Source organism: Devosia sp. ZB163 (genome assembly GCF_028613635.1).
GTDB lineage: Bacteria > Pseudomonadota > Alphaproteobacteria > Rhizobiales > Devosiaceae > Devosia_A.
Genome location: NZ_JAQRMY010000004.1, coordinates 386,388 through 405,423, shown reverse-complemented (window position 1 = coordinate 405,423; position 19,036 = coordinate 386,388). Strand labels below are relative to the sequence as shown.

Here is a 19,036-nt window from a genome sequence, read left to right as displayed (position 1 = left end):
GAGCCGCATAGCAGAATCTTCACCGGCGTCTTTTTGGAGGGCCATGAGCGGGTCGTCTCGGGAGATGGGAGAGGCTGTTTACCCCTTTGTCGCCGGGGTGTCCACGAAGCTGCAGTGGATTGTCCGCGCAGGCATTCCACAATCAGCTCGGGCTTGACCGTTTCCCTTTGCCCGGCACATTGGCGGCATGGCGCGTCCCCCGATCCTCGATCCGCTGTTCCGCTCGCTGCACTCGATCAAGGGTGTGGGCCCGCAGCTATCGGCCCTGCTCACCCGCTTCTTCGGCGCACCCGAAGGGCAGGAAGCGATCGCGCTCGACCTCCTGATGCACATGCCGACCGGCGTCGTCGACCGCCGCCGCATGGAGGGCATCGCCAATGCCGTACACAACAACATCGCGACGCTGATGCTCCACATCGACCGGCATCAGCCGCCGCCGCGCGGCCGCCCGAACGTGCCGCATCGCGTCTTCGCCCACGACGAGACCGGCGAAATCCAGCTCGTCTACTTCCGCGCCCAGGGCGGCTGGGTCGAAAAGCTCCTGCCCGTCGGGGAAACCCGCTACGTCTCGGGCACCATCGGCTTCTTCCAGGGCGAAAAGCAGATCACCCATCCCGACTACGTCGTCGAAGTCGACAAATTCGAGGACATGCCCCTGGTCGAGCCGGTCTACCCGCTCACTCACGGCCTCAGCTCACGCGCCCTCATCAAGCTCACCCGGCAGGTGCTCGACACCCTGCCTGACCTGCCCGAGTGGATGCCCGCCGAGCGCATCGTCGAGTTCGGCTGGCCGACCTTCCGCGCCGCCATGTCCGGCTCGCACGCCCCCGAAACGCCTGACGACGCGCAGCTTTGGTCGCCGAACCGGATGCGCCTCGCCTACGATGAATACCTGGCCGGCCAGTTGGCCCTGCTCATCGTCCGCTCGCAACTGGTGGCGCCGCGCGGCATCGCCCGCACCTTCACCGGCGAGATCACCTCGGCCGTAGCCGCCACCCTGCCCTACACCCTCACTGAAGGCCAGCGCCTCGCCGTCGAGGACATCCGGCACGACCTCGCGGCCTCCGAGCGCATGTCCCGCCTCGTCCAGGGCGACGTCGGCGCCGGCAAGACCGTGGTCGCCCTGATGGCCATGGCGGCGGTAGCCGAGAGCGGCGCCCAGTCCGCCATGATGGCGCCGACCGAGCTTCTCGCCGCGCAGCATTACCGCTCACTCGCCCCGATCTGCGTGAAGGCGGGCCTCGCCATCGAGCTGCTTACCGGCAAGATGCCCGCCGGCGACCGCCGCGCCGCCCTGGAACGCCTGCGCACCGGCGAAAGCCACATCGCCGTCGGCACGCATGCCCTGTTCCAGTCCGGCGTGGAGTTCCACAACCTCGGGCTCACCGTCGTCGACGAGCAGCACCGCTTCGGCGTCCACCAGCGCCTCGCCCTCAGCGAGAAGGGCTCGCACGCCGACCTGCTCGTCATGACCGCCACCCCGATCCCGCGCACGCTGGTGCTCACGCACTTCGGCGACATGGCCGTCAGCATCCTGCGCGAAAAACCGCGCGGCCGGCAGCCGATCGACACCGCCGTCCTCTCGATCGCGGAGTACGACCGCGTCGTCCAGCGGCTGAAGTCGCGCATCGACGAGGGCGCGCAGGCCTTCTGGGTCTGCCCTCTCGTCGAGGAGAGCGAGACGCTCGAGGTCGTTGCGGCCGAAGACCGCTTTGCCGAGCTGAAGAAGGTCTTCGGCGACCAGGTGGTCCTCATCCACGGGCGCATGAGCGCCGCCGCCAAGCAGGAGGCGATGGACCGCTTCCAGCGCAACGAGGCCAAGATCCTCGTCGCCACCACCGTCATCGAAGTCGGCGTCGACGTCCCCAACGCCACCATCATGATCATCGAGCACGCCGAGCGCTTCGGCCTCGCCCAGCTCCACCAGCTGCGCGGCCGTGTCGGTCGCGGCACCCAGCGCTCCGCCTGCCTGCTCCTCTACAAGGAACCGCTCAGCGAGACAGCCCAGGCCCGCCTCGACACCATCAAGCGCACCGAGGATGGGTTCGAGATCGCCGAGAAGGACCTCGAGCTGCGCGGCCAGGGCGACGTCCTCGGCACCCGCCAGTCCGGCATGCCCGGCTACCACCTCGCTGTCCCCGACGTGCACCGCCACCTGCTCGAATGGGCCCACGACGACGCCAAGGCATTTCTCACCCGTAACCCCGGACTGACCGGTGCAGATGGCGATGCGCTCCGCATCCTGCTCTACCTGTTCCGCAAGGACCTTGCGATTCCCCTCCTCCGAGCGGGGTGAGGCAGGATCAGAAGCCGGCGGGCAGTAGTGGTCCGGTGGGTTATCTCAGGCTCTGCCTCCCTCCCCCTTGAGGGGAGGGATTGAGGGAGGGTGAGGCGCTGCGATCACCGACAGCCCCCAGCCCCGACGCCCCTCAGTCGACCGCGTACTTTCTCAGCACGTCGATCTCCACGTACTTCAGCACCGACTGGTGCGTGGACTTCAGCACCACCTGCGGCGCCATGCCGGCCTCCAGCGCCTCGACCCAGCGCAGCGCCACGAGGCACCAGCGGTCGCCACTCTTGAGACCCGGAAAAGCGTATTCCGGCATCGGCGTCGACAGATCGTTCCCGCGCGACTTCGAGAAGGCGAGGAACGCGTCGGTCATTACCGCGCAGACCGTGTGGCGCCCCTCGTCCATCGGCCCCGTGACGCAATGGCCGTTGCGAAAGAACCCGGTCAGCGGGTTCATCGAGCAGAGCTCCAGCGGCCCGCCCAGGACGTTCCGCTCGGGCCCCTGCTCGAAGAACGGCTTATTCAACCGTCACGCTCTTGGCGAGATTGCGCGGCTGGTCCACGTCCGTGCCCATGAAGGTCGCAGTGTGATAGGCCAGCAACTGCACCGGGATTGTCGCAAGGATTGGCGCGACGAAGCTCGAGACCTTGGGCAGCACGAGGATATCGTCCACGCCGTGCCCGACCTTGGCAGCCCCCTCTTCGTCCGTGATCAGGATGATCTTGCCGCCACGCGCCGCGACCTCCTGCATGTTCGAGAGCGTCTTCTCCATCAGTTCGTCCGAAGGCGCGACGACGATTACCGGCATCAGCTCGTCGACCAGCGCGATCGGCCCATGCTTCAGTTCGCCTGCAGCATAGGCCTCGGCATGGATATAGCTGATCTCCTTGAGCTTCAGCGCACCTTCGAGCGCAATCGGGAACATCTGCCCGCGGCCGAGATAGAGCACGTCCTTGGCCTTCGACAGGCGCTTGGCGATATCCTCGACCTGCCCCTCGAGCGCCAGCGCCGCCGAGATCGCCGCCGGCAGCGAGGTGAGGCTGCGCACCAGCTCCGCCTCCCGAGCCCTGTCGATCTTGCCGCGCGCGACGCCAGCCGCGATCGCGAGGCTCGCGAGGGCCGTCAGTTGCGCCGTGAACGCCTTGGTGGAGGCGACGCCGATCTCGGGCCCGCACAGCGTCGGGAACACGACCTGGCTCTCGCGCGCCATGGTCGACTCGGGCGAGTTCAGCAGCGAGGCGATGTGCTGGCCTTCCCGCGCGCAGTAGCGCAGCGCCGCCAGCGTATCCGCCGTCTCGCCCGACTGGGAGATGAAGAGGCTCAATCCGCCTTCTTCCAGCGGTGGCTCGCGATAGCGGAACTCGGACGCCACATCGACATCCACTGGGAGTCGCGCATAGCGCTCGAACCAGTACTTCGCAACGATACCGGCATAGGACGCCGTCCCGCAGGCCGAGATGGTCAGCCGCGTGAGACCGGCGAAGTCGAACGGCAGGCTCTCGCGCAGCGCCACCCTCTCGGCGCCCATGTCCACATAGTGGCTGAGCGTGTGCGAGACGGTCTCGGGCTGCTCGTAGATCTCCTTGGCCATGAAGTGCCGGTGGTTGCCCTTGTCGACCAGCAGCGCCGAGGCCGCGGAGACCAGCATCTCCCGCTGTACGATCGCATCGGACCCATCGCGGATGGTGACACCGCCCTTGGTCAGCACGGCCCAGTCGCCATCGAGCAGGTAGCTCAGCCGCGACGTGAACGGGGCCAGCGCCATTGCGTCCGACCCCAGGTACATCTCGGTCGTGCCGAAGCCGATGGCTAGTGGCGCGCCACTCCGTGCCGCGATCAGCAGCGCTTCCTCGCCCTTGAACATGAAGGCGAGAGCGAAGGCGCCGCGCAGCTGCTTCAGCGTTCGCGCCACCGCCATCTCGGGGTCGAGGCCGCGGTCGAGCTCGCGCGTCACCCACAGCGCCACCGATTCCGTATCGGTCTGTGTCCGGGGCAGGTAACCGTCCCCGGCAAGGTCCGCGAGCAGTTCGCGAAAGTTCTCGATGATGCCGTTGTGGACCACGGCGACCTTCTCGGTCGCATGCGGATGGGCATTGCCCTCGGTCGGCGCACCATGAGTGGCCCAGCGCGTATGGCCGATGCCGATATTGCCCGCCAGCGGCTCGAAGTTCAGCCTCGCCTGCAGGTTCCCGAGCTTGCCTTCGGCCCGCCGCCGGCTGATCTGGCCGGCTTCGAGCGTCGCCACGCCCGCACTGTCGTAGCCGCGATACTCCAGCCGCTTGAGCGCATCCACCAGCCGCGGCGCGACCGGTTCGACCCCGATAATCCCGACAATGCCGCACATGTGAGGCTCTCTCCTACTTGCCCGACCTTGCTCGCTTGATCGCTTCGGCGCGCGCCTTGAGCTTGGGCGCGTACCCCGCCTTGTTTTCCTGCCGCGCCCGGCCCAGGGCCAGCGCATCCGGTTCCACGTCCTTGGTGATGACGCTTCCCGAGGCAATGTAGGCGCCGTCCCCGATGGTCACCGGAGCGACCAGCGACGAGTTCGAGCCGATGAAGGCATTCGCCCCGATCGTCGTCTTGGACTTGTTCACGCCGTCATAGTTGCAGGTGATGGTCCCCGCGCCGATGTTGGTCTTGGCGCCGATCTCGGCGTCGCCGAGATAGCTCAGGTGACCGGCCTTCACGCCGTCATGGATGACCGCGTTCTTTACCTCGACGAAGTTGCCGATATGCACGGCGTCGCCAAGCTCGGCGCCCCCACGCATGCGAGCGAACGGACCAATGGTCGAACCCGACCCGATCGTCGCCCCTTCGATATCGCAGAAGGCGCGGATCTCGACACCATCGGCAATTTTCACGCCCGGCCCGAAGACCACGTTGGGGAAGATCGTCACGTCGCGGCCGATCTCGGTGTCGTAGCTGAAATAGACCGTCGATGGATCCTTCAGCGTAACCCCCGCCTTCATGAAATCGTCGCGCCGCAGCTCCTGGAACTGCGCCTCGGCGCGAGCGAGCTGAGCGCGGTCGTTGACGCCCATCACGTCCACTTCCGGCGCTACGGCATAGCTGACCTTGTAGCCAGCCGCATTGGCAAGCTCGACCAGGTCGGTGAGGTAGTACTCCCCAGCCGCGTTGTTCGCGTCGAGCTTGTCGATCAGGGAGCGGAACACTTCCGCGCGGAACGTCAGGATGCAGGCGTTGCAGAGCCCGATCTCGCGCTCGGCGGGCGTGGCGTCCTTGTGCTCACGGATAGCGAGCAGCCGGTCACCGTCTGTGATCAGCCGGCCATAAGTGAGTGTATCGCGAGGCTCGAAGCCCAGGATCGCCGCGTCCCAGCCGTCATCCAGTCGATCGAGGACACCCTGAAAGTTCTCCGGGCGGAGCAGCGGGTGGTCCCCGTAAACCACCGCGATGTAGCCATCAAAGTCGTCGAAGGCCTCGCGGGCCATCGAGGCCGCGTGGCCCGTGCCCTTGCGTTCCAGCTGTTCGAAGAATTTGACCGCAGGGGCCGCCGCGCTGATGGCTGTGCGGACCGCGTCGTGTCCCGGACCGGTGACGAGCGCGACGCGCGTCGACCCCGCACCGATCGCGGCGTTCACGACATGGCCGACGATCGGCAGCCCACCCACCTGGTGCAGGACCTTCGGGATATCCGAGCGCATGCGCGTGCCTTCGCCCGCAGCCAGGATGATCGACAGCAGTTCAGTCATGGAGGGCCCTCTGGAGGGTCATCGTTTCCCTCGTGTTTATGGCAGCAAGTTGTTGGGAATCCGATAACTCGCCGAGTGAGTGGTAAACTGTAGATCGGGCCTGATTCGTAAGGCCTTAGGGGGCTTGGACTTGGCTAGGGCAGCAGAGCAGTTTCGACCCGCGGACGTCACCGCATGGGGGATCGTCGCGCTGGTCGTGTGGGCAGTCGCGATTCTGGGCGCCAACCTCTCCGGCATCATCCCGCCGAGCGTCTATGGCGCCCTGCATGCCTCGCGCCTCGAGGGCTCGACCCTCAACCAGCTCCGCTCGCAGGTCGCCACCCTCGAAGCCGACGCCACTCGGCTCAAGCAGGAGAACCTGCAGCTCGCCCAGCGCTTCACCATGAACGAGGAAGCGGCGGGCGCCGTGACCAAGCGCGTCGGCGCACTCGAGGTGAGCCTGCCGCGGCTGATCGAACAGGCGCAGGCGCGCCGCCCCGCCGCCGTCGTCGATACGATGTCGACTGGCTCCATCGGCGCCGGCAAGACCCTGACCTTCGAGACCGACGGGGGCACCGTTGCTGTCCAGCAGCGCCCGATCGACCCGGCAACGGGCGAGGTGAAGCTCGCCGTCATGCCGCTCGCAGCCACCATGCCGGCAGCTATCCCGACCGCCACCCCTGCACCCGGCATCGCCCTGGGTGTGCCGGTCACCGCCGATGCCGCCGAGGCGCAGTGGCAGGAGATGCTGTCCGAGGTCGGCACCATGCTCGTCGGGCTCTCGCCCGTGCTCGGCCAGAGCCCGGACAGCAGCGCCAAGCTGCTCATCGCCGGTCCGCTCGTGGATCGGGCCACCGCCATCGAGCTCTGCTCGCGTCTGGGCAAGGCTGGCGTTTCCTGCGAGCCCACCGAATACCGGGGCGACCCGCTGCCGCTGCTAAACTAGCCGATTGCAATTGACAGGCGGGAGCGAATGCCTATGTTCCGCGCCGATCCGCAGGCTGTGGATCGACTGAGATCGAACCGCACGGTTCCCGATCCCGCCTAGGCGCCCGTAGCTCAGTGGTAGAGCATCCGACTTTTAATCGGATGGTCGATGGTTCGAATCCATCCGGGCGTACCACTCCCCCAAAACCCCCTATGGTTCGCTCAAAAAGCTGCGACCGGAGCCTATGCGACTCCGGCCGTTTCGCTCGATGGACTAGTCCGCTGGTGCCGGGTGGCACGTATCAGCAGTTGACGTACCGGTTGCTGAACCCCGGCGGGCGCATCAGGCCCCAGCTGCCGCCCACGAGCGGCTGGTAGTTCGTGTAGGCTGGGTCCTGCACCACGCAACGGTTCACATACCGATTGCCGTAGTTCATGTACCGGTTCCCATACCGGGGCCCGTAGTTCACATAGCTATTGCCGTAGCCTGGCCCCAGATAGCGGTTGTTGTATCTGTTCGAGTACCCCGGAGGCCGCATCAGGCCCCAGCTGGGGCCGACGAGCGGCGCATAGTTCGTGTAGTCGGTGGTATCGACCACACCCCGGTTGGAATACCGGTTGACGTAGCGCGGGGCAAAGTAGCGGTTGACAAACCTGTTGGGGTAACCGGGCTGCGCCACCACGCCGGTATCCACGATCGGAGCCCGGCTTCCGTACATTTGGGCGTTCGCGGGTCCCGCAAACATCGCCATCACGCTGGCGAGGGCGACCGCCGAGGCGGCAAGGGCGAGCTTGTGCATCGTCCTTCTCCCTACTGCATGTTGCATGAGGCGACCGTCATGTAGCGCCGTCCCGGGTTGCCGAAGGGTGACGACTATGAATCGACTGCTAGTCGAATTAGCCGCTCTTTGCGCCGATCGCGGCCACGGCATCCATGGTTTCCAAAGGCTTCGCCGTGGAACCGCTCGCCCTCGAGTGGATTGATCTCATCACGTGTCGATGAGCAATCCCATGACTGGCGGTCCCTTCCACGCATTCGCCACCGCAGTCTCGAAAGGAGCGGGCACTCCCTACTCCTTTACGATCGCCTGTGGCGTCACAAGCGCGCCGACAGGGAGGTTCGTCGGTGCCGAGGAACTGACTGGACAAGAGCTTCATCAGCTTCGCAAGGTGATCACCGAGCGCATGCAACGCGACGAGCAGGCGCTGGCAGAATCGACCAGCGGATGAAGCAAGCCACGCGCCGGGAGGACACTGTATGAACACTGCAAACCTGCAGCTCGAGGGGCTCTACCTCGCCATCGCTGCCATGCACGAGATGCTGATCAGCAAGGGGACGGTGTCTCGACAGGAGGTGGACGCCGCCATGCGGGCGGCAGAGAGGACGGCCATGAACGACGACCGGTCAGGCGACCTTCGTCCGGCCGAGCGCGACGCTCTGGCTTTCCCGGCCCGTCTCCTGAGGTTGGCGAATGCGACGGTCTCCGAGAACGGCGCACAATCGTTCAGCGCTCTGGCCCGCGGTGTCGGCAGCAGCAAGCTGCCCTACCACGACCAGCGCTGACGATCGAGCGACGGCCCGGACCAGATCAGCTTGTGGCCGCCGCCGTCTTCCGCCGCGTAGATGCGTGAGCGGCGCGCTTCGTCGCCATAGGTGACGGCAATTCGCTTGGCCTCGCCCTGCGCTTCTTCGCGGTTCTCGAACGGGCCGTAGGCTTTGCCTTCGCAGTCGATCCACCAGGAGCCCAGGCTCTCGATGACGACAAACCAGCAGGTCTTCATCAGTGCTCCCCGGCCGCTGGTCGGCGGCCACGTTGGGTTGCAGTCAGGTACGGCCGGCAGCCATGCGCCGGGCAACGTTGAGCGGCGCGAACAGCCGGGCGATACGCGCCGTGCTGATCCCGTCGTCGAGCTCGCCGAAAGCGGCGATCAGGGCGTGATCCGGACCGGCCTCGCGTCTGAGGTCGTCGGCCGGCACTTCGGTCTGCACCTGATGCCACACGCGTGCCTCGTCGAACGCGAACGCCGCGGTGATCACGAGGTGCTTGTCACCCTTGTCGGGCCCGAAACGAACGAGCAGGTGACTGCACCTGTCTTCGTTGCGGGAAATGAAGAGCGCCTTTTCGCGCTCCAGCGCCACAACAGTCTCCCCGACGAGAATCTGTTTGCGCCTTCTAGATTTTGCAGTCACCGGAATAGGCCCCCCGATTGCTGCTGGACTCGCACTTAAAGGCTAGGAAGCCAGTGTGGCCCGCGAACGACGAGATTTGGGCGGAGCGGCGAGGCAGAAACCCGTATCGATTGCGGCAAACCCCGTACCGCCTCCACGTTTGACGCTTTGAGGTACCAGGACGACGCCATGGCTCTGGGAACATTGCGCTTATTCCGCTCGCCCGCCTTGCCCAACGCGCCGGCAGACGAGGCTTCGCCCCGTCCGGGCGGCCACCAATTGTGGCAATCTCACCCCAGTAGCGCCACATTTACGGCGCCGCTGGTATGACCAATTCGGGCCTGCGCCCGAATCACAGGGTAGATCAAGGACATGGCCAGCAAGCCGCTGCGTGTTATCGTCTTAGGAGCCACCTCGGGCATTGCCCAGGCCACGGCACGCCTCTACGCGGCTGAAGGCGCGGACCTGCTGCTGGTCGCCCGCGACGCCGCCGCCTTGGGTCGGCTGCAGTCCGAGATGCTCGCGCTCGAGGCCCACCGCTGCGAGCTGCACACGATCGACCTCACCACCGCTTCGCCAGCAATTGAGCTGCCCCGGCTTGCCGAACAGCTCGGCGGCGCGGACCACATCCACATCGCCTACGCCATCATGCCGCCGCAGCCCGTGGCCGCCGCTGACCTCGCGATCGCCCGCGCGATGATGGAGACCAACTACACCTCCACCGCCCTGTGGGCCCTCGCCGCGGCCAACCTGCTCGAGGCCCAGGGGCACGGCTCCCTCGTCGTCCTCGGCTCGGTCGCCGGCGATCGCGGCCGCCGCAAGAACTTCATCTACGCCTCGACCAAGGCCGGCATCGAGACCCTGGTCGAAGGCATCGCTCATCGCTTTGCCGGTAAGGAACCGCGCGCGGTCGTGGTGAAACCCGGCCCAACGGCCACGGCCATGACGGCGAACGGCCCTGAGGGCCGGAAACTGGCCTCGGCCGAGCACGTCGCACGCATCGTCCGGTCGGCAGCGGATCGCGGCGGGCCGGTCCAGTACGCCCCCCGCCGCTGGTGGTTGATCATGCAGGTCGTGCGGAACCTGCCCTGGTGGCTGTTCCGCCGCATCGACATCTAGCGGCGAGGCAGGGGCCCCCGTCCGGCCCCTGCCCCATTCCACGGGGTCAGTACGGAGTCCACTCGTCGTCGTCGCCCCAGTCCTCGTCGTCATAGACGGGGTAGAGCTTCTTGATCCTGTCGACGACGCCCGAGCAGCGATGGATGCGCATCGAGTAGTACCAGTCGTCGTAGCCGGCCTGCACGCGCACGCGGTTCTTGCTCAGGTGGTTCACGATCTCGACGTCGAAGAAGCCGTAGGCCTTGAGGCCCTTGCGGATCTGCTTGTCGGTCAGGCACCAGTTGAAGAAGTCGTTCGGCGCGTAGTCCTTCTGCTTCTTGAACTGCTGCAGTTCCTTCGGGCTGCCCTGCGGCTTCACGTCGAGCGAGAAGCCATTGAGATTGGGGGCGGCCTCCGCCGGGACCACGCTCAAGGCGGTGCCGGCCAGGGCGATGGCGACGACCGCTGCGCGGCTTGTCTGCCGGATGAGTGTGAGGACGGTCATTTCAGTCGTTCCTGTGGTTGGTCAATGCTGCATCTGCAGCGTTGGGGCCACCCTGGCGCGCTGAAATTGAATGGGTTTGGAACCGGCCGCTCAGAAACCGTTCAGCCCGGCGCCGCACTTATGCCGCGGTCACCACAATGGCGCCACGACGCGTCGCGACGATCGTGTGCTCGTACTGAACGCAAGGGGCCGCCGGGCTCGCCACCAGCGTCCATTCGTCGTCCTCGTCGCGCTGCTCGGCCATCCTACCGCCGAGCGACAGGAACGGCTCGACTGTGAACACCAGCCCCTCGGTGATCACCCGCCGCTCTGACCGGTCCGGCCACGTAGCGATCTCGCCCGGCTCGTCGTGGAGGCTGTCCCCCACCCCGTGGCTCGCGAGGTTCTCGATCAGCGTGTAGCGGTTCTTCTTGGCGAAGGCACCGATGGCGTTTCCGATGCCGGCGAACGGCGCACCGGTCTTGACCACCCGGATCCCCTCCCACATGGCTCGCTTCCCGTCACGGCAGAGCGTCACCAGCCGCGGATCGGCCTCCGGCACGACGAAGGACGCGCCGGTGTCGGCAAAGACCCCGTTCAACTCGGCCGAGACGTCGATATTGACGAGGTCGCCCGCCTTGATCACGCGGCTGCCGGGAATGCCGTGCGCGATCTCCTCGTTCACCGAAATGCAGGTTGCACCGGGAAAGTCGTAGGTGATCACAGGCGCGGACCGCGCCCCGTTCTCGTCGAGGATGCGGCGCCCGATATCGTCAAGCTCGAGCGTCGTGATCCCCGGCCGCAGCGCCGCCGCCATGGCGTCGCGCGCCACCGCGCAGATGCGGCCGATGGCCTTCAGTTTCTCGAGTTCGGCTTCTGTGGTGATGGTCATGCCCGCTTCTGCGCCGCCATCGCCTCGAGGTCAACGGTCCGTTGCCGCTGGAATGGCCCGCACCTCGGCCAGCCGCTCCTTCGAGTAGTCATCGTCCCAGCACACGGCGGCCTCCCAGGCAGAGGATGCCTGCGCGGCAATATCGTAGGCCTCGCCGACCAGATCGGCGCCGTTGTGAGGCAGCACCAGGTCGAGGTCCGGCACGTCGACATGCGCCTCGTCCCAGTCGATCAGGGCAACCCGCCCCGCGGTAATGCGGACATTGCCCGGGTTGTTGGGGTTGCCGTGGACGACGCATCTCTCGCGCCCGACCAGCCGCGCCCACGCCGCCCGGCATCGGGCCACGGCCTCAGGCGGCATCGCGGCGAGGTCGATCCTCGTCCCGGTCTCGGCATCGAGCAGATCGGTCGACGATCTCCAGCCAGGCCGCTGCGGCCAGCCCCGCGTCAGCCGATGCAGTTCGCGAAGCGTCTCCGCCACCCGACGCCAGTCGGCCTTCGTCCTTGGCGGTCCGCCCTCCATGTACGTGATCACCATCAGGCCGTCCGCAAACAGCCGGCCATCCGTCGTCGGGATCGGCACCGGCACGGTCAGCCCCTCCCGGTCGAGATGCTGGAGCAGCTCAGCCTCCCACGCGAGGTCAGCGTCACTCCTCTTGCCGAGCCGCCCAACCGCCAGCTTCCCGCCGACGCGCACACTCCACACATCGTTGGAACTCCCGCCGGCGAGCGGTTCGATGCGAACCGCGTCCGCCCCCCACAGCCCTAGCGCTTCCCATCCCACTGGCACACCCTCGCCTGACCCACTGGTGCTTGAGTAAGCCAAGCGCAAGCCCGGAACAACGCGGATCAGCCCGACGGCATTGGCGAGGGTCGACCGCACCCCGTGGATGGGCCCTCAGCGGAATGGCCAACTTGACACTTTCGCCCCCCACTCGATGTATGCCCGCGTCTTGAGGAGGACTACGATGCGGCTTGGAATGAGCGGGTGCTTCTTGCCCGCGAACATGAATGATATCGACGGCCCCATGTGCCAGCGTGTGCGTGATGCGGGGTTCAGCGGCATCTTCACGCGCTTTCGCGACAACGATCCACTGACCACCCCGCGCGAGGATGCACAGCGGCTGAAATCGCTGCTCGCCGACCAGGGCGTGCTGCTGTTCCAGACGACCGGCTACTGGCAGAACCTAGTGACCTCCGATGAGACGGCGCGAACCCAGTCGGTGCGCGTGCTCCAGGCCGCGCTGCGGCTGGCCGGCTGGATGGGCGCCCGTGGCATCGACACCGGCCCCGGCTCGATGAATCCGGCCGGCCCCTGGTTCCCGCATCCCGACAACTGGACGGCTGCTGCCGAGACCCAGCTCATCCGCTCCCTCAGGGAGTGCGCCAAGGCGGCCGAAGATGCGGGTGTGTTCCTGAGCCTGGAAGCCCACCAGCTGGTGACCCCGCGGACGCCCGAGATCGCAGCCCGCATCCTCGATGCGGTCAATTCCCCCTGGGTCCGCTGCGACTACGATTCCGCCAACTGGATCACCCTGGAGACCGTCTTCGACACCACGTCCGCGCTGAACGCGCATTTCGATCTGCTGGGCAAGCACATCTGCAGCGCCCATGCCAAGGACATCTGGATCGAAAACCGCCTTGCCCTGCACCTCCAGGACGGCTGCCCCGGCAAGGGGCTGATGGACTTCAAGACGCTCTTCGCCCGCCTCGAGGCGCTCGATCCGGACTATCCGATGATCGCCGAAGGCAACTCCAGCGAGGAACTTCCCGCGGTGGGCGAGTTGTTCCACCGGACGGCGGCGGAGCTGGGGATACGCATCCTCGACGCCGGCGAGCGCCCGGAGGGCACGCGATGAAGGTGCTTCTCGTCGGTGGCGCCGGCCATGTCGGCCAGCTGATCACGCCCTATCTCAAGCAGAGGCACACCCTGAGGGTACTCGACCTGTCGGCGCCCGCCGACGCTGATGTCGAGTTCATCGCGGGTTCGGTGCTCGATCCCGAAGCGATCCGGCGGGCGCTCGATGGCGTCGATGCCTTCGTCTGGCTGGCCATGCGCAGCGGCCAGGGCGGCATGGTCACAGACCAGGATGTCGAGAGCATCCTCAACAACTATGAGCTCAACACCAAGGCGCTGCACCTGTTCCTGTTTCTCGCCCAGGAAGCAGGCGTGAAGCGCGGTGTCTACACCAGCTCGATGAGCGTCCACTACCGGGCTCGCCCCAGCTATCCGGGCGAGGACGAGGTGCCCCTCGATTCCCCCTCGGTCTACGGCCTGACCAAGGGGCTCGGCGAGGAGATCTGCGCCTATTTTGCCCGCTGGTTCGACATGGACATCATCGGGCTGCGGATCAGCGGCCCCAGACGCCGTGCCGACTATCTCGAGCAGCGGCGCGATCCGAAACGTGCGGGAGACGGCAGCTTTGTCTTCCCGCTCGACGAGGAAGACATGGCCAACGCCTATCTCGGCGCCATTGACGCGCCCCCGCAGGCCGGCGGACGGTTTGAAGCGGTGTTCATCGTCGGCGACGAGACCGAACGGGAGCACAACCTCTCGAAGGCCGCACGCCTGATCGGCTGGCGACCGCAAGCGCACCAGCTACTCGAAAGCTAGCTTCGCCGGCAGCGCGCCGCCCCTGGGCTACGAGGTCAAACCGGTCGTCCGCTCCGCGCCGGAGCGGACGACCCAWGGCACCCGGTGTCACCTGACCTTGAGCAGGATGATGACGAGGAACCAGAGGCTGGCCAGGTGAATCAGCAGGAAGCGGAGCAGCACCTGCGCATTCGACCAGTTCAGGTTCTTGCGGGCATGATCGTGAAACGGAAAGCGTATCCCGCTCAGGATACGCAACCCGAACACCCGGATCAGGGCCACCTTCGCCAGCCCCGTCGCCCCGTTGAACAACATGAGCGGCGCCACGAAGAAGATCATCGCGGGGTTGCCCGACACGACGATGCAAATGCCGACGAAGAGCCCGATCGGCCGCGATCCGGCATCGCCCATCAGCGCCGCGCTGGGCGGTGCATTGTGCCAGAGGTAGCCCACGATTACGCCGCCGAAGATGGCCGCGACGACGGCCCAGGACCCGGCATCTTCGCGGAACGGTATGAGCAGGTACTTGGCATTGGGTGCATCACCCACGACCATGTAGAGGATGAACCCGAGCGCGCAGATCGTCACAGCCGACAGGGAGCCTGAGACTCCATCCACCCCGTCATTGCAGTTCACCGCGTTGATGCAGAGCCAGACCACGGGCGCGTAGATCAGCAGCCCGAGCCAGAACGGGATATCGAACACGGTTGGCGTGAAGGGCAGCCAGAGCTTGGTGTCCTGCCCCCAGAGCAGGACCACGCAGACGAAGAGCGCCACCAGCAAGTCCGTGAGGCCAAGGGTGAGTTCGCTGAGCCCCCCGGTCCGGTCGTCCACATAGCCCACGCAGGACGCGATCATGATCGCACCGATGCAGAAGTAGATCTTGGGATCGACCGGAGCGAACAGCGCCACGATGGCCACGAATATCAGGACCATGATGATCCCCACGCCAACCGGCTTGCCCACGCTGTCGGCCGCGGCCACGGCGTGGGCACGTCCCCTGTCCCGCGGCAGGCGGTCCCAGAGCATGGGCAGCAGTTTCCACGTCGCAAACGCGGAAACGAGCGAGCCGACGGTCGCGAGGACGACGAAGGAGGACAACAGCCGGGCGGGACCCCAGAATGGGGTCAGCAGGTCGGCGACATAGGTGAGCATATGAGGCATTCCGATGCATCGATGCAGCGAGCCGTAGCTGTACTGTTGTCGAAATCAAAGCCCCGACGGGTCGCGCGGCGACGCGCAGGAGCGACCTTTCGTACTCCGCCCGCGAGCTGTGCTACTGATTGAGCGGAGTTCCCCGCTCGATGTGACGGAGGCATTCACGGTTGTGGCAGCTCGGCTTACGGCGCTGGCCTCTCCAGCGATCGCGCTCATCTCGCTCGTTGTTCCCGCTCAGGCGGCCGACTTTTCTGGTCTCGTCGACATCGGTGGTGGCCGGAAGCTGTATCTCGAATGCAGCGGCATCGGAGCGCCGACCGTCGTGCTCATTTCCGGCAAGGGCAACGGTGCCGCTGACTGGAGTGAGATCCTCGATCCCACGGCCCCGGAACACAATGCAGACTACGACGCTGTCGCCTGGGGAGAGGGCAAACTGCTGAAGAGCGACTCGGCGGTGTTCCCGATGGTGTCCCGGTTCACCCGCGTGTGTGCCTACGACCGCCCCGACGTGCGGCTCGACGGCCCCGATCGGTCCAGTTCCGTCGCGCAGCCGCACCCGGTCGATCAGGCTGCCGACGATCTCCACCGGCTGCTGGCGGCTGCGGGCGAACCCGGACCCTATGTGCTCGTGCCTCATTCCTACGGAGGATTGATCGCAACGCTCTTTGCCCGCACCTGGCCGGATCAGGTAGCAGGCCTGGTCATGGTCGATGCCGCGACGCCGCTGATCCGCGACGTCGCCAGCGCGGAGGCGGTGGCAAAATGGGACGCCGCCAATCGGAAGTCCGATCCAGCTGCTCCGGAGGCGGTCATGCTCATCGACGCCTACGCCCGGATCGACGCTGCGCCCCCGCTGGGCAAACTGCCTGCCGTGGTGCTCTCGTCTGACAAGCCGTGGCAGCCGCCGTCTGCTCCCAAGCCCCCCAATCCTGCGGGAGGGGTCACGTTCGCCGACTGGCAAGCCTCGGAGAAGCTGCTCGCCACCTCCCTCAAGGCGAAGTTCGTGCCTTCGACGAACAGCGGCCACAACATCTACGCCTACTCGCCCCGGATCGTCGTCGACGCCATCCGCGAGGTGGTCGACGCCGTGCGGAAAGGCGGGACAAGCCTCGCGCCCTAAGGGCGCGCGTACGCCCCTGCTTCCGCCATCGCCTCGAGGTCAGCCATCAGGTCGGTCCGCTCGCCCTCGAGGATCACCCCGACATGCCGCAGCCACATCCACATCGTGACCCGGTGCACCAGGGTGTAGATCCACAGGGCCGCTTCAGGGTCGGGATGATCGATGGCCCCGTACCCGGCGCGGATGTGCGGCGTAGAGCCCGGCGCATCGTGTTCCGAACAGAACAGCGCCTTGGCGAGGTCGCAGATCGAGTCCGACGCCCGTGCATTGCCGAAGTCGAGCAGCCCCGTGAGCCGCAGCCGGCCATTCGCGTCGCGCTCCGCCAGCACGTTGTGGGGCTGGAAATCGTCGTGGGCGAAGACGGCGCCACGGCTCTCGGCGATCACGTCGGCATGGGCGGCAAAGATCGCCTCGAGCCGCTGCGCCAACGCCGTAGTGCCTGAACTGGCCGATGCCGTGGGCGAAGCGACGCGCGAGATATTCGCTATTGGTCGGCACCGGATCGTGAAGGCCGTCCGCATCGAAGGCGCCGTAGCCGGGCACCGGCACGGTGTGCAGCTTGCGCAGCATCTCACCCATCTGCCGGTAGAGGTCGCCGACGTCGGGCGCGTCCTTGAAGGTCATCACCTGCCTGCCGGGCAGATAGTTCGCGATGGTGTAGCGGAACGGCATCCGGGCGCGGGTTTCGTCCGAGGCGAGGAAGCGAGTCATCGGCACATCGAGGTCGCGTAGCAACTGCGACGCATATGTCTCTTTGCCGGTCGCATACGGCAGCGCGTCGTTGAATACCTTGAGCACGACCGGCTGGCCGTTCACGCGGTCGATGCGGAACGAGCGTGCGCCGCCACCAGGGAGTTCGGTGATCGCCGCGGGAACACCAAGGCCGAAATCGGCAAACGTGGCCGCGAGCCGATCGGGATCGATCGCGACCGGCGCTGCTTTGTTCACCCCTTGCTCTTCCACCGCCTCGGTCACTGCTTGAGTTTGAGGTACGCGTCCACCAGCCCCTTGGTGGAGCTGTCGTGGGCCGTTGCCTTCTCCGTCCCCTGCACCTTCGGCAGCAGCGCCTTGGCCAGTTGCTTGCCCAGCTCCACGCCCCACTGGTCGTACGAGTTCACGCCCCAGATCGTGCCCTGCACGAACACCTTGTGCTCGTAGAGCGCGACGAGGCTGCCGAGCCGCTCCGGCGTCAGCTTGGGATACATCAGCGTGTTCGACGGTCGGTTGCCCGGGAACACCTTGTGCGGCGTCAGCGCCTTGATCTTCGCCTTGTCGAGGCCCTGCGCGGTCAGCTCCGCCACCACCTCGTCCTTGGTCTTGCCTAGCATTAGCGCTTCGGACTGCGCCAGGACGTTCGCCACCAGCTTGTCGTGGTGCGGCGGTAGCTGCTCATGCGGCTGCGCGGCGATCAGGAAGTCCACCGGGATCACGTCGGTGCCCTGGTGGATCAGCTGGTAGAACGCATGCTGCCCGTTGGTGCCCGGCTCGCCCCAGATGATCGGGCCGGTATTGTAGTCGACAGGCTTGCCGTTGATGTCCACCGACTTGCCGTTGCTCTCCATGTCCTGCTGCTGCAGGTAGGCCGCGAACCGGCTGAGCCGCTGGTCGTAGGGAAGCACGGCATGGGTCGAGAAACCCCAGGCGTTGCGGTACCAGACCCCGATCAGGCCCATGATGACCGGCAGGTTCCTCTCGAGCTTGGTCTTGAGGAAGTGCTGGTCCATCTCATAGGCGCCGCGCAGGAACGCCTCGAAATTGTCGAACCCGACGGTGATCGCGACCGGCAGCCCGATTGCCGACCACACTGAGTAGCGGCCGCCGACCCAGTCCCAGAAACCGAAGATGCGGTCCGACTTGATGCCGAAGTCGGCACAGGCCTTGAGATTGGTCGAGAGCGCCGCGAAGTGATCGGCCACCGCCGCCTCGCCCAGCGCACCGGCGATCCAGGCGCGCGCCGTCGCCGCGTTGGTCATCGTCTCGTCGGTAGTGAAGGTCTTCGACGCGACGATGAAAAGCGTGCGCTTGGGGTCGAGCCCCTTCAGCGTGTCATGGATGTGAGCGCCGTCGACGTTCGAGACGTAGTGGGCGCGCAGGTCGGGCCGCGTGTAGGGTTCGAGCGCCAGCGTCACCATCGCCGGGCCAAGGTCCGAGCCGCCGATGCCAATGTTGACGATGTCGGTGAACTTCTCGCCGGTCGCGCCCTTGATCGAGCCGTCGCGCACCTGCTCGGAGAAGCCCTTCATCGCCGCGAGGACACCCCGCACCTCGGGCATCACGTCCTTGCCGTCCACCTTCACCGGCTTGTCGCCCATGTAGCGCAGCGCCATGTGCTGCACCGCGCGATCCTCGGTGACGTTGATGTGCTCGCCCTTCCACATCGCATCGCGCCGCTCCTCGACGCCGGCGGCGCGCGCGAGCTCGAACAGGGCGTCCATCGCCTTCTGGTCGATGCGGTTCTTGGAATAGTCGAGCAGCAGGTCGCCTGCCTTGACGGAGAAGTCTTTGAAGCGCCCCGGATCGGCCGCGAACAGCGCGCGCATGGTCGTCTCGTCGAGGCGCTTGCGATGCTTCATCAGCGGGTTGAGGAGGGATTTGCGGCTCGATGCCATGAC

General features: G+C 66.2%; 20 protein-coding genes, 1 tRNA gene and 1 pseudogene. 9 read left to right on the top strand and 13 right to left on the bottom strand.

Going from position 1 to position 19,036, the window contains the following annotated elements; translation table 11 throughout:
* The first annotated feature begins 187 nt into the window (after positions 1-187).
* Positions 188-2,296 carry an ATP-dependent DNA helicase RecG gene (recG, locus tag PRN20_RS20210; protein WP_273959440.1) on the top strand — a complete coding sequence of 703 codons (2,109 nt, stop codon included), beginning with the start codon at positions 188-190 and terminating at the stop codon, positions 2,294-2,296.
* 133 nt (positions 2,297-2,429) lie between these two features.
* On the opposite strand, the gene PRN20_RS20205 is transcribed toward recG, so the two are convergent.
* From PRN20_RS20205 to glmU, 3 genes are read right to left on the bottom strand one after another with little or no spacing between them, the layout of a single operon-like run.
* The gene (locus tag PRN20_RS20205) at positions 2,430-2,816 is read right to left on the bottom strand and encodes a DUF2237 family protein (protein WP_273959439.1); all 387 of its coding nucleotides are present in this window, start codon (positions 2,814-2,816) and stop codon (positions 2,430-2,432) included.
* Positions 2,809-4,635: a glutamine--fructose-6-phosphate transaminase (isomerizing) gene (gene glmS, locus PRN20_RS20200; protein WP_273959438.1), complete on the bottom strand. Its 1,827-nt coding sequence runs from the start codon at positions 4,633-4,635 to the stop codon at positions 2,809-2,811. Before glmS ends, PRN20_RS20205 begins: the two co-directional genes overlap by 8 nt.
* 13 nt (positions 4,636-4,648) lie before the next feature.
* Positions 4,649-6,004, bottom strand: a complete 1,356-nt coding sequence (gene glmU / locus PRN20_RS20195) for a bifunctional UDP-N-acetylglucosamine diphosphorylase/glucosamine-1-phosphate N-acetyltransferase GlmU (RefSeq protein WP_273959437.1) — start codon at positions 6,002-6,004, stop codon at positions 4,649-4,651.
* Positions 6,005-6,134: 130 nt separating this feature from the next.
* Between glmU and PRN20_RS20190 the strand changes: the two genes are divergently transcribed.
* Together PRN20_RS20190 and PRN20_RS20185 are read left to right on the top strand one after the other, a co-directional pair.
* Entirely contained in the window at positions 6,135-6,929 is a 795-nt protein-coding gene (locus PRN20_RS20190) for a hypothetical protein (RefSeq protein WP_273959436.1), read from the top strand.
* A gap of 102 nt (positions 6,930-7,031) precedes the next feature.
* A tRNA-Lys gene (locus PRN20_RS20185) sits at positions 7,032-7,106 on the top strand.
* Positions 7,107-7,212: 106 nt separating this feature from the next.
* Here the strand turns inward: PRN20_RS20185 and PRN20_RS20180 are convergent.
* The gene (locus tag PRN20_RS20180) at positions 7,213-7,710 is read right to left on the bottom strand and encodes a hypothetical protein (RefSeq protein ID WP_273959435.1); all 498 of its coding nucleotides are present in this window, start codon (positions 7,708-7,710) and stop codon (positions 7,213-7,215) included.
* Between the two features lie 211 nt (positions 7,711-7,921).
* On the opposite strand from PRN20_RS20180, the gene PRN20_RS20175 reads away from it, so the two are divergent.
* Both PRN20_RS20175 and PRN20_RS20170 read left to right on the top strand, forming a co-directional pair.
* Positions 7,922-8,140: a hypothetical protein gene (locus PRN20_RS20175; RefSeq protein ID WP_273959434.1), complete on the top strand. Its 219-nt coding sequence runs from the start codon at positions 7,922-7,924 to the stop codon at positions 8,138-8,140.
* Between the two features lie 28 nt (positions 8,141-8,168).
* Positions 8,169-8,474, top strand: coding sequence for a hypothetical protein (locus PRN20_RS20170; RefSeq protein WP_273959433.1), 306 nt, complete (start codon positions 8,169-8,171; stop codon positions 8,472-8,474).
* Here the strand turns inward: PRN20_RS20170 and PRN20_RS20165 are convergent.
* A complete protein-coding gene (locus tag PRN20_RS20165; RefSeq protein ID WP_273959432.1) occupies positions 8,456-8,692 on the bottom strand; it encodes a hypothetical protein in 237 nt (78 codons plus the stop codon). The genes PRN20_RS20170 and PRN20_RS20165 overlap by 19 nt on opposite strands.
* A 43-nt stretch (positions 8,693-8,735) precedes the next feature.
* Positions 8,736-9,050 (bottom strand): hypothetical protein, encoded by a 315-nt coding sequence (locus PRN20_RS20160; protein ID WP_273959431.1) that lies wholly within the window; start codon positions 9,048-9,050, stop codon positions 8,736-8,738.
* Positions 9,051-9,452: 402 nt separating this feature from the next.
* On the opposite strand from PRN20_RS20160, the gene PRN20_RS20155 reads away from it, so the two are divergent.
* Positions 9,453-10,199 (top strand): SDR family NAD(P)-dependent oxidoreductase, encoded by a 747-nt coding sequence (locus PRN20_RS20155; protein ID WP_273959430.1) that lies wholly within the window; start codon positions 9,453-9,455, stop codon positions 10,197-10,199.
* A gap of 46 nt (positions 10,200-10,245) precedes the next feature.
* Here PRN20_RS20155 and PRN20_RS20150 read toward each other — a convergent pair whose 3' ends face one another.
* The 3 genes from PRN20_RS20150 to PRN20_RS20140 form a co-directional block, all read right to left on the bottom strand.
* Positions 10,246-10,683, bottom strand: coding sequence for a hypothetical protein (locus PRN20_RS20150; RefSeq protein WP_273959429.1), 438 nt, complete (start codon positions 10,681-10,683; stop codon positions 10,246-10,248).
* A 118-nt stretch (positions 10,684-10,801) separates the two neighbouring features.
* The gene (gene map / locus PRN20_RS20145; RefSeq protein ID WP_273959428.1) at positions 10,802-11,554 is read right to left on the bottom strand and encodes a type I methionyl aminopeptidase; all 753 of its coding nucleotides are present in this window, start codon (positions 11,552-11,554) and stop codon (positions 10,802-10,804) included.
* Positions 11,555-11,584: 30 nt separating this feature from the next.
* A complete protein-coding gene (locus tag PRN20_RS20140) occupies positions 11,585-12,337 on the bottom strand; it encodes a phosphotransferase (protein WP_273959682.1) in 753 nt (250 codons plus the stop codon).
* Positions 12,338-12,581: 244 nt separating this feature from the next.
* Here PRN20_RS20140 and PRN20_RS20135 point away from each other — a divergent pair, with 244 nt between their 5' ends.
* Both PRN20_RS20135 and PRN20_RS20130 read left to right on the top strand, forming a co-directional pair.
* Entirely contained in the window at positions 12,582-13,412 is an 831-nt protein-coding gene (locus PRN20_RS20135) for a sugar phosphate isomerase/epimerase family protein (protein WP_273959427.1), read from the top strand.
* Positions 13,409-14,167 carry an NAD-dependent epimerase/dehydratase family protein gene (locus PRN20_RS20130; protein ID WP_273959426.1) on the top strand — a complete coding sequence of 253 codons (759 nt, stop codon included), beginning with the start codon at positions 13,409-13,411 and terminating at the stop codon, positions 14,165-14,167. Before PRN20_RS20135 ends, PRN20_RS20130 begins: the two co-directional genes overlap by 4 nt.
* Positions 14,168-14,254: 87 nt before the next feature.
* On the opposite strand, the gene PRN20_RS20125 is transcribed toward PRN20_RS20130, so the two are convergent.
* On the bottom strand, positions 14,255-15,310 hold the full coding sequence (locus tag PRN20_RS20125; protein WP_273959425.1) for a hypothetical protein: 1,056 nt from the start codon (positions 15,308-15,310) through the stop codon (positions 14,255-14,257).
* A gap of 163 nt (positions 15,311-15,473) precedes the next feature.
* Here PRN20_RS20125 and PRN20_RS20120 point away from each other — a divergent pair, with 163 nt between their 5' ends.
* On the top strand, positions 15,474-16,424 hold the full coding sequence (locus tag PRN20_RS20120) for an alpha/beta fold hydrolase (protein WP_273959424.1): 951 nt from the start codon (positions 15,474-15,476) through the stop codon (positions 16,422-16,424).
* Here the strand turns inward: PRN20_RS20120 and PRN20_RS22820 are convergent.
* The 3 genes and pseudogenes from PRN20_RS22820 to pgi form a co-directional block, all read right to left on the bottom strand.
* Complete coding sequence (locus tag PRN20_RS22820; RefSeq protein ID WP_337956269.1) at positions 16,421-16,852, bottom strand: phosphotransferase; 432 nt, start codon at positions 16,850-16,852, stop codon at positions 16,421-16,423. The two genes, PRN20_RS20120 and PRN20_RS22820, sit on opposite strands and share 4 nt — an antisense overlap.
* A gap of 79 nt (positions 16,853-16,931) precedes the next feature.
* Positions 16,932-17,222, bottom strand: a pseudogene (locus PRN20_RS22910) (phosphotransferase); the annotation flags it as partial.
* A 173-nt stretch (positions 17,223-17,395) separates the two neighbouring features.
* Positions 17,396-19,033 carry a glucose-6-phosphate isomerase gene (gene pgi / locus PRN20_RS20110; protein WP_273959423.1) on the bottom strand — a complete coding sequence of 546 codons (1,638 nt, stop codon included), beginning with the start codon at positions 19,031-19,033 and terminating at the stop codon, positions 17,396-17,398.
* Positions 19,034-19,036 lie beyond the last annotated feature (3 nt).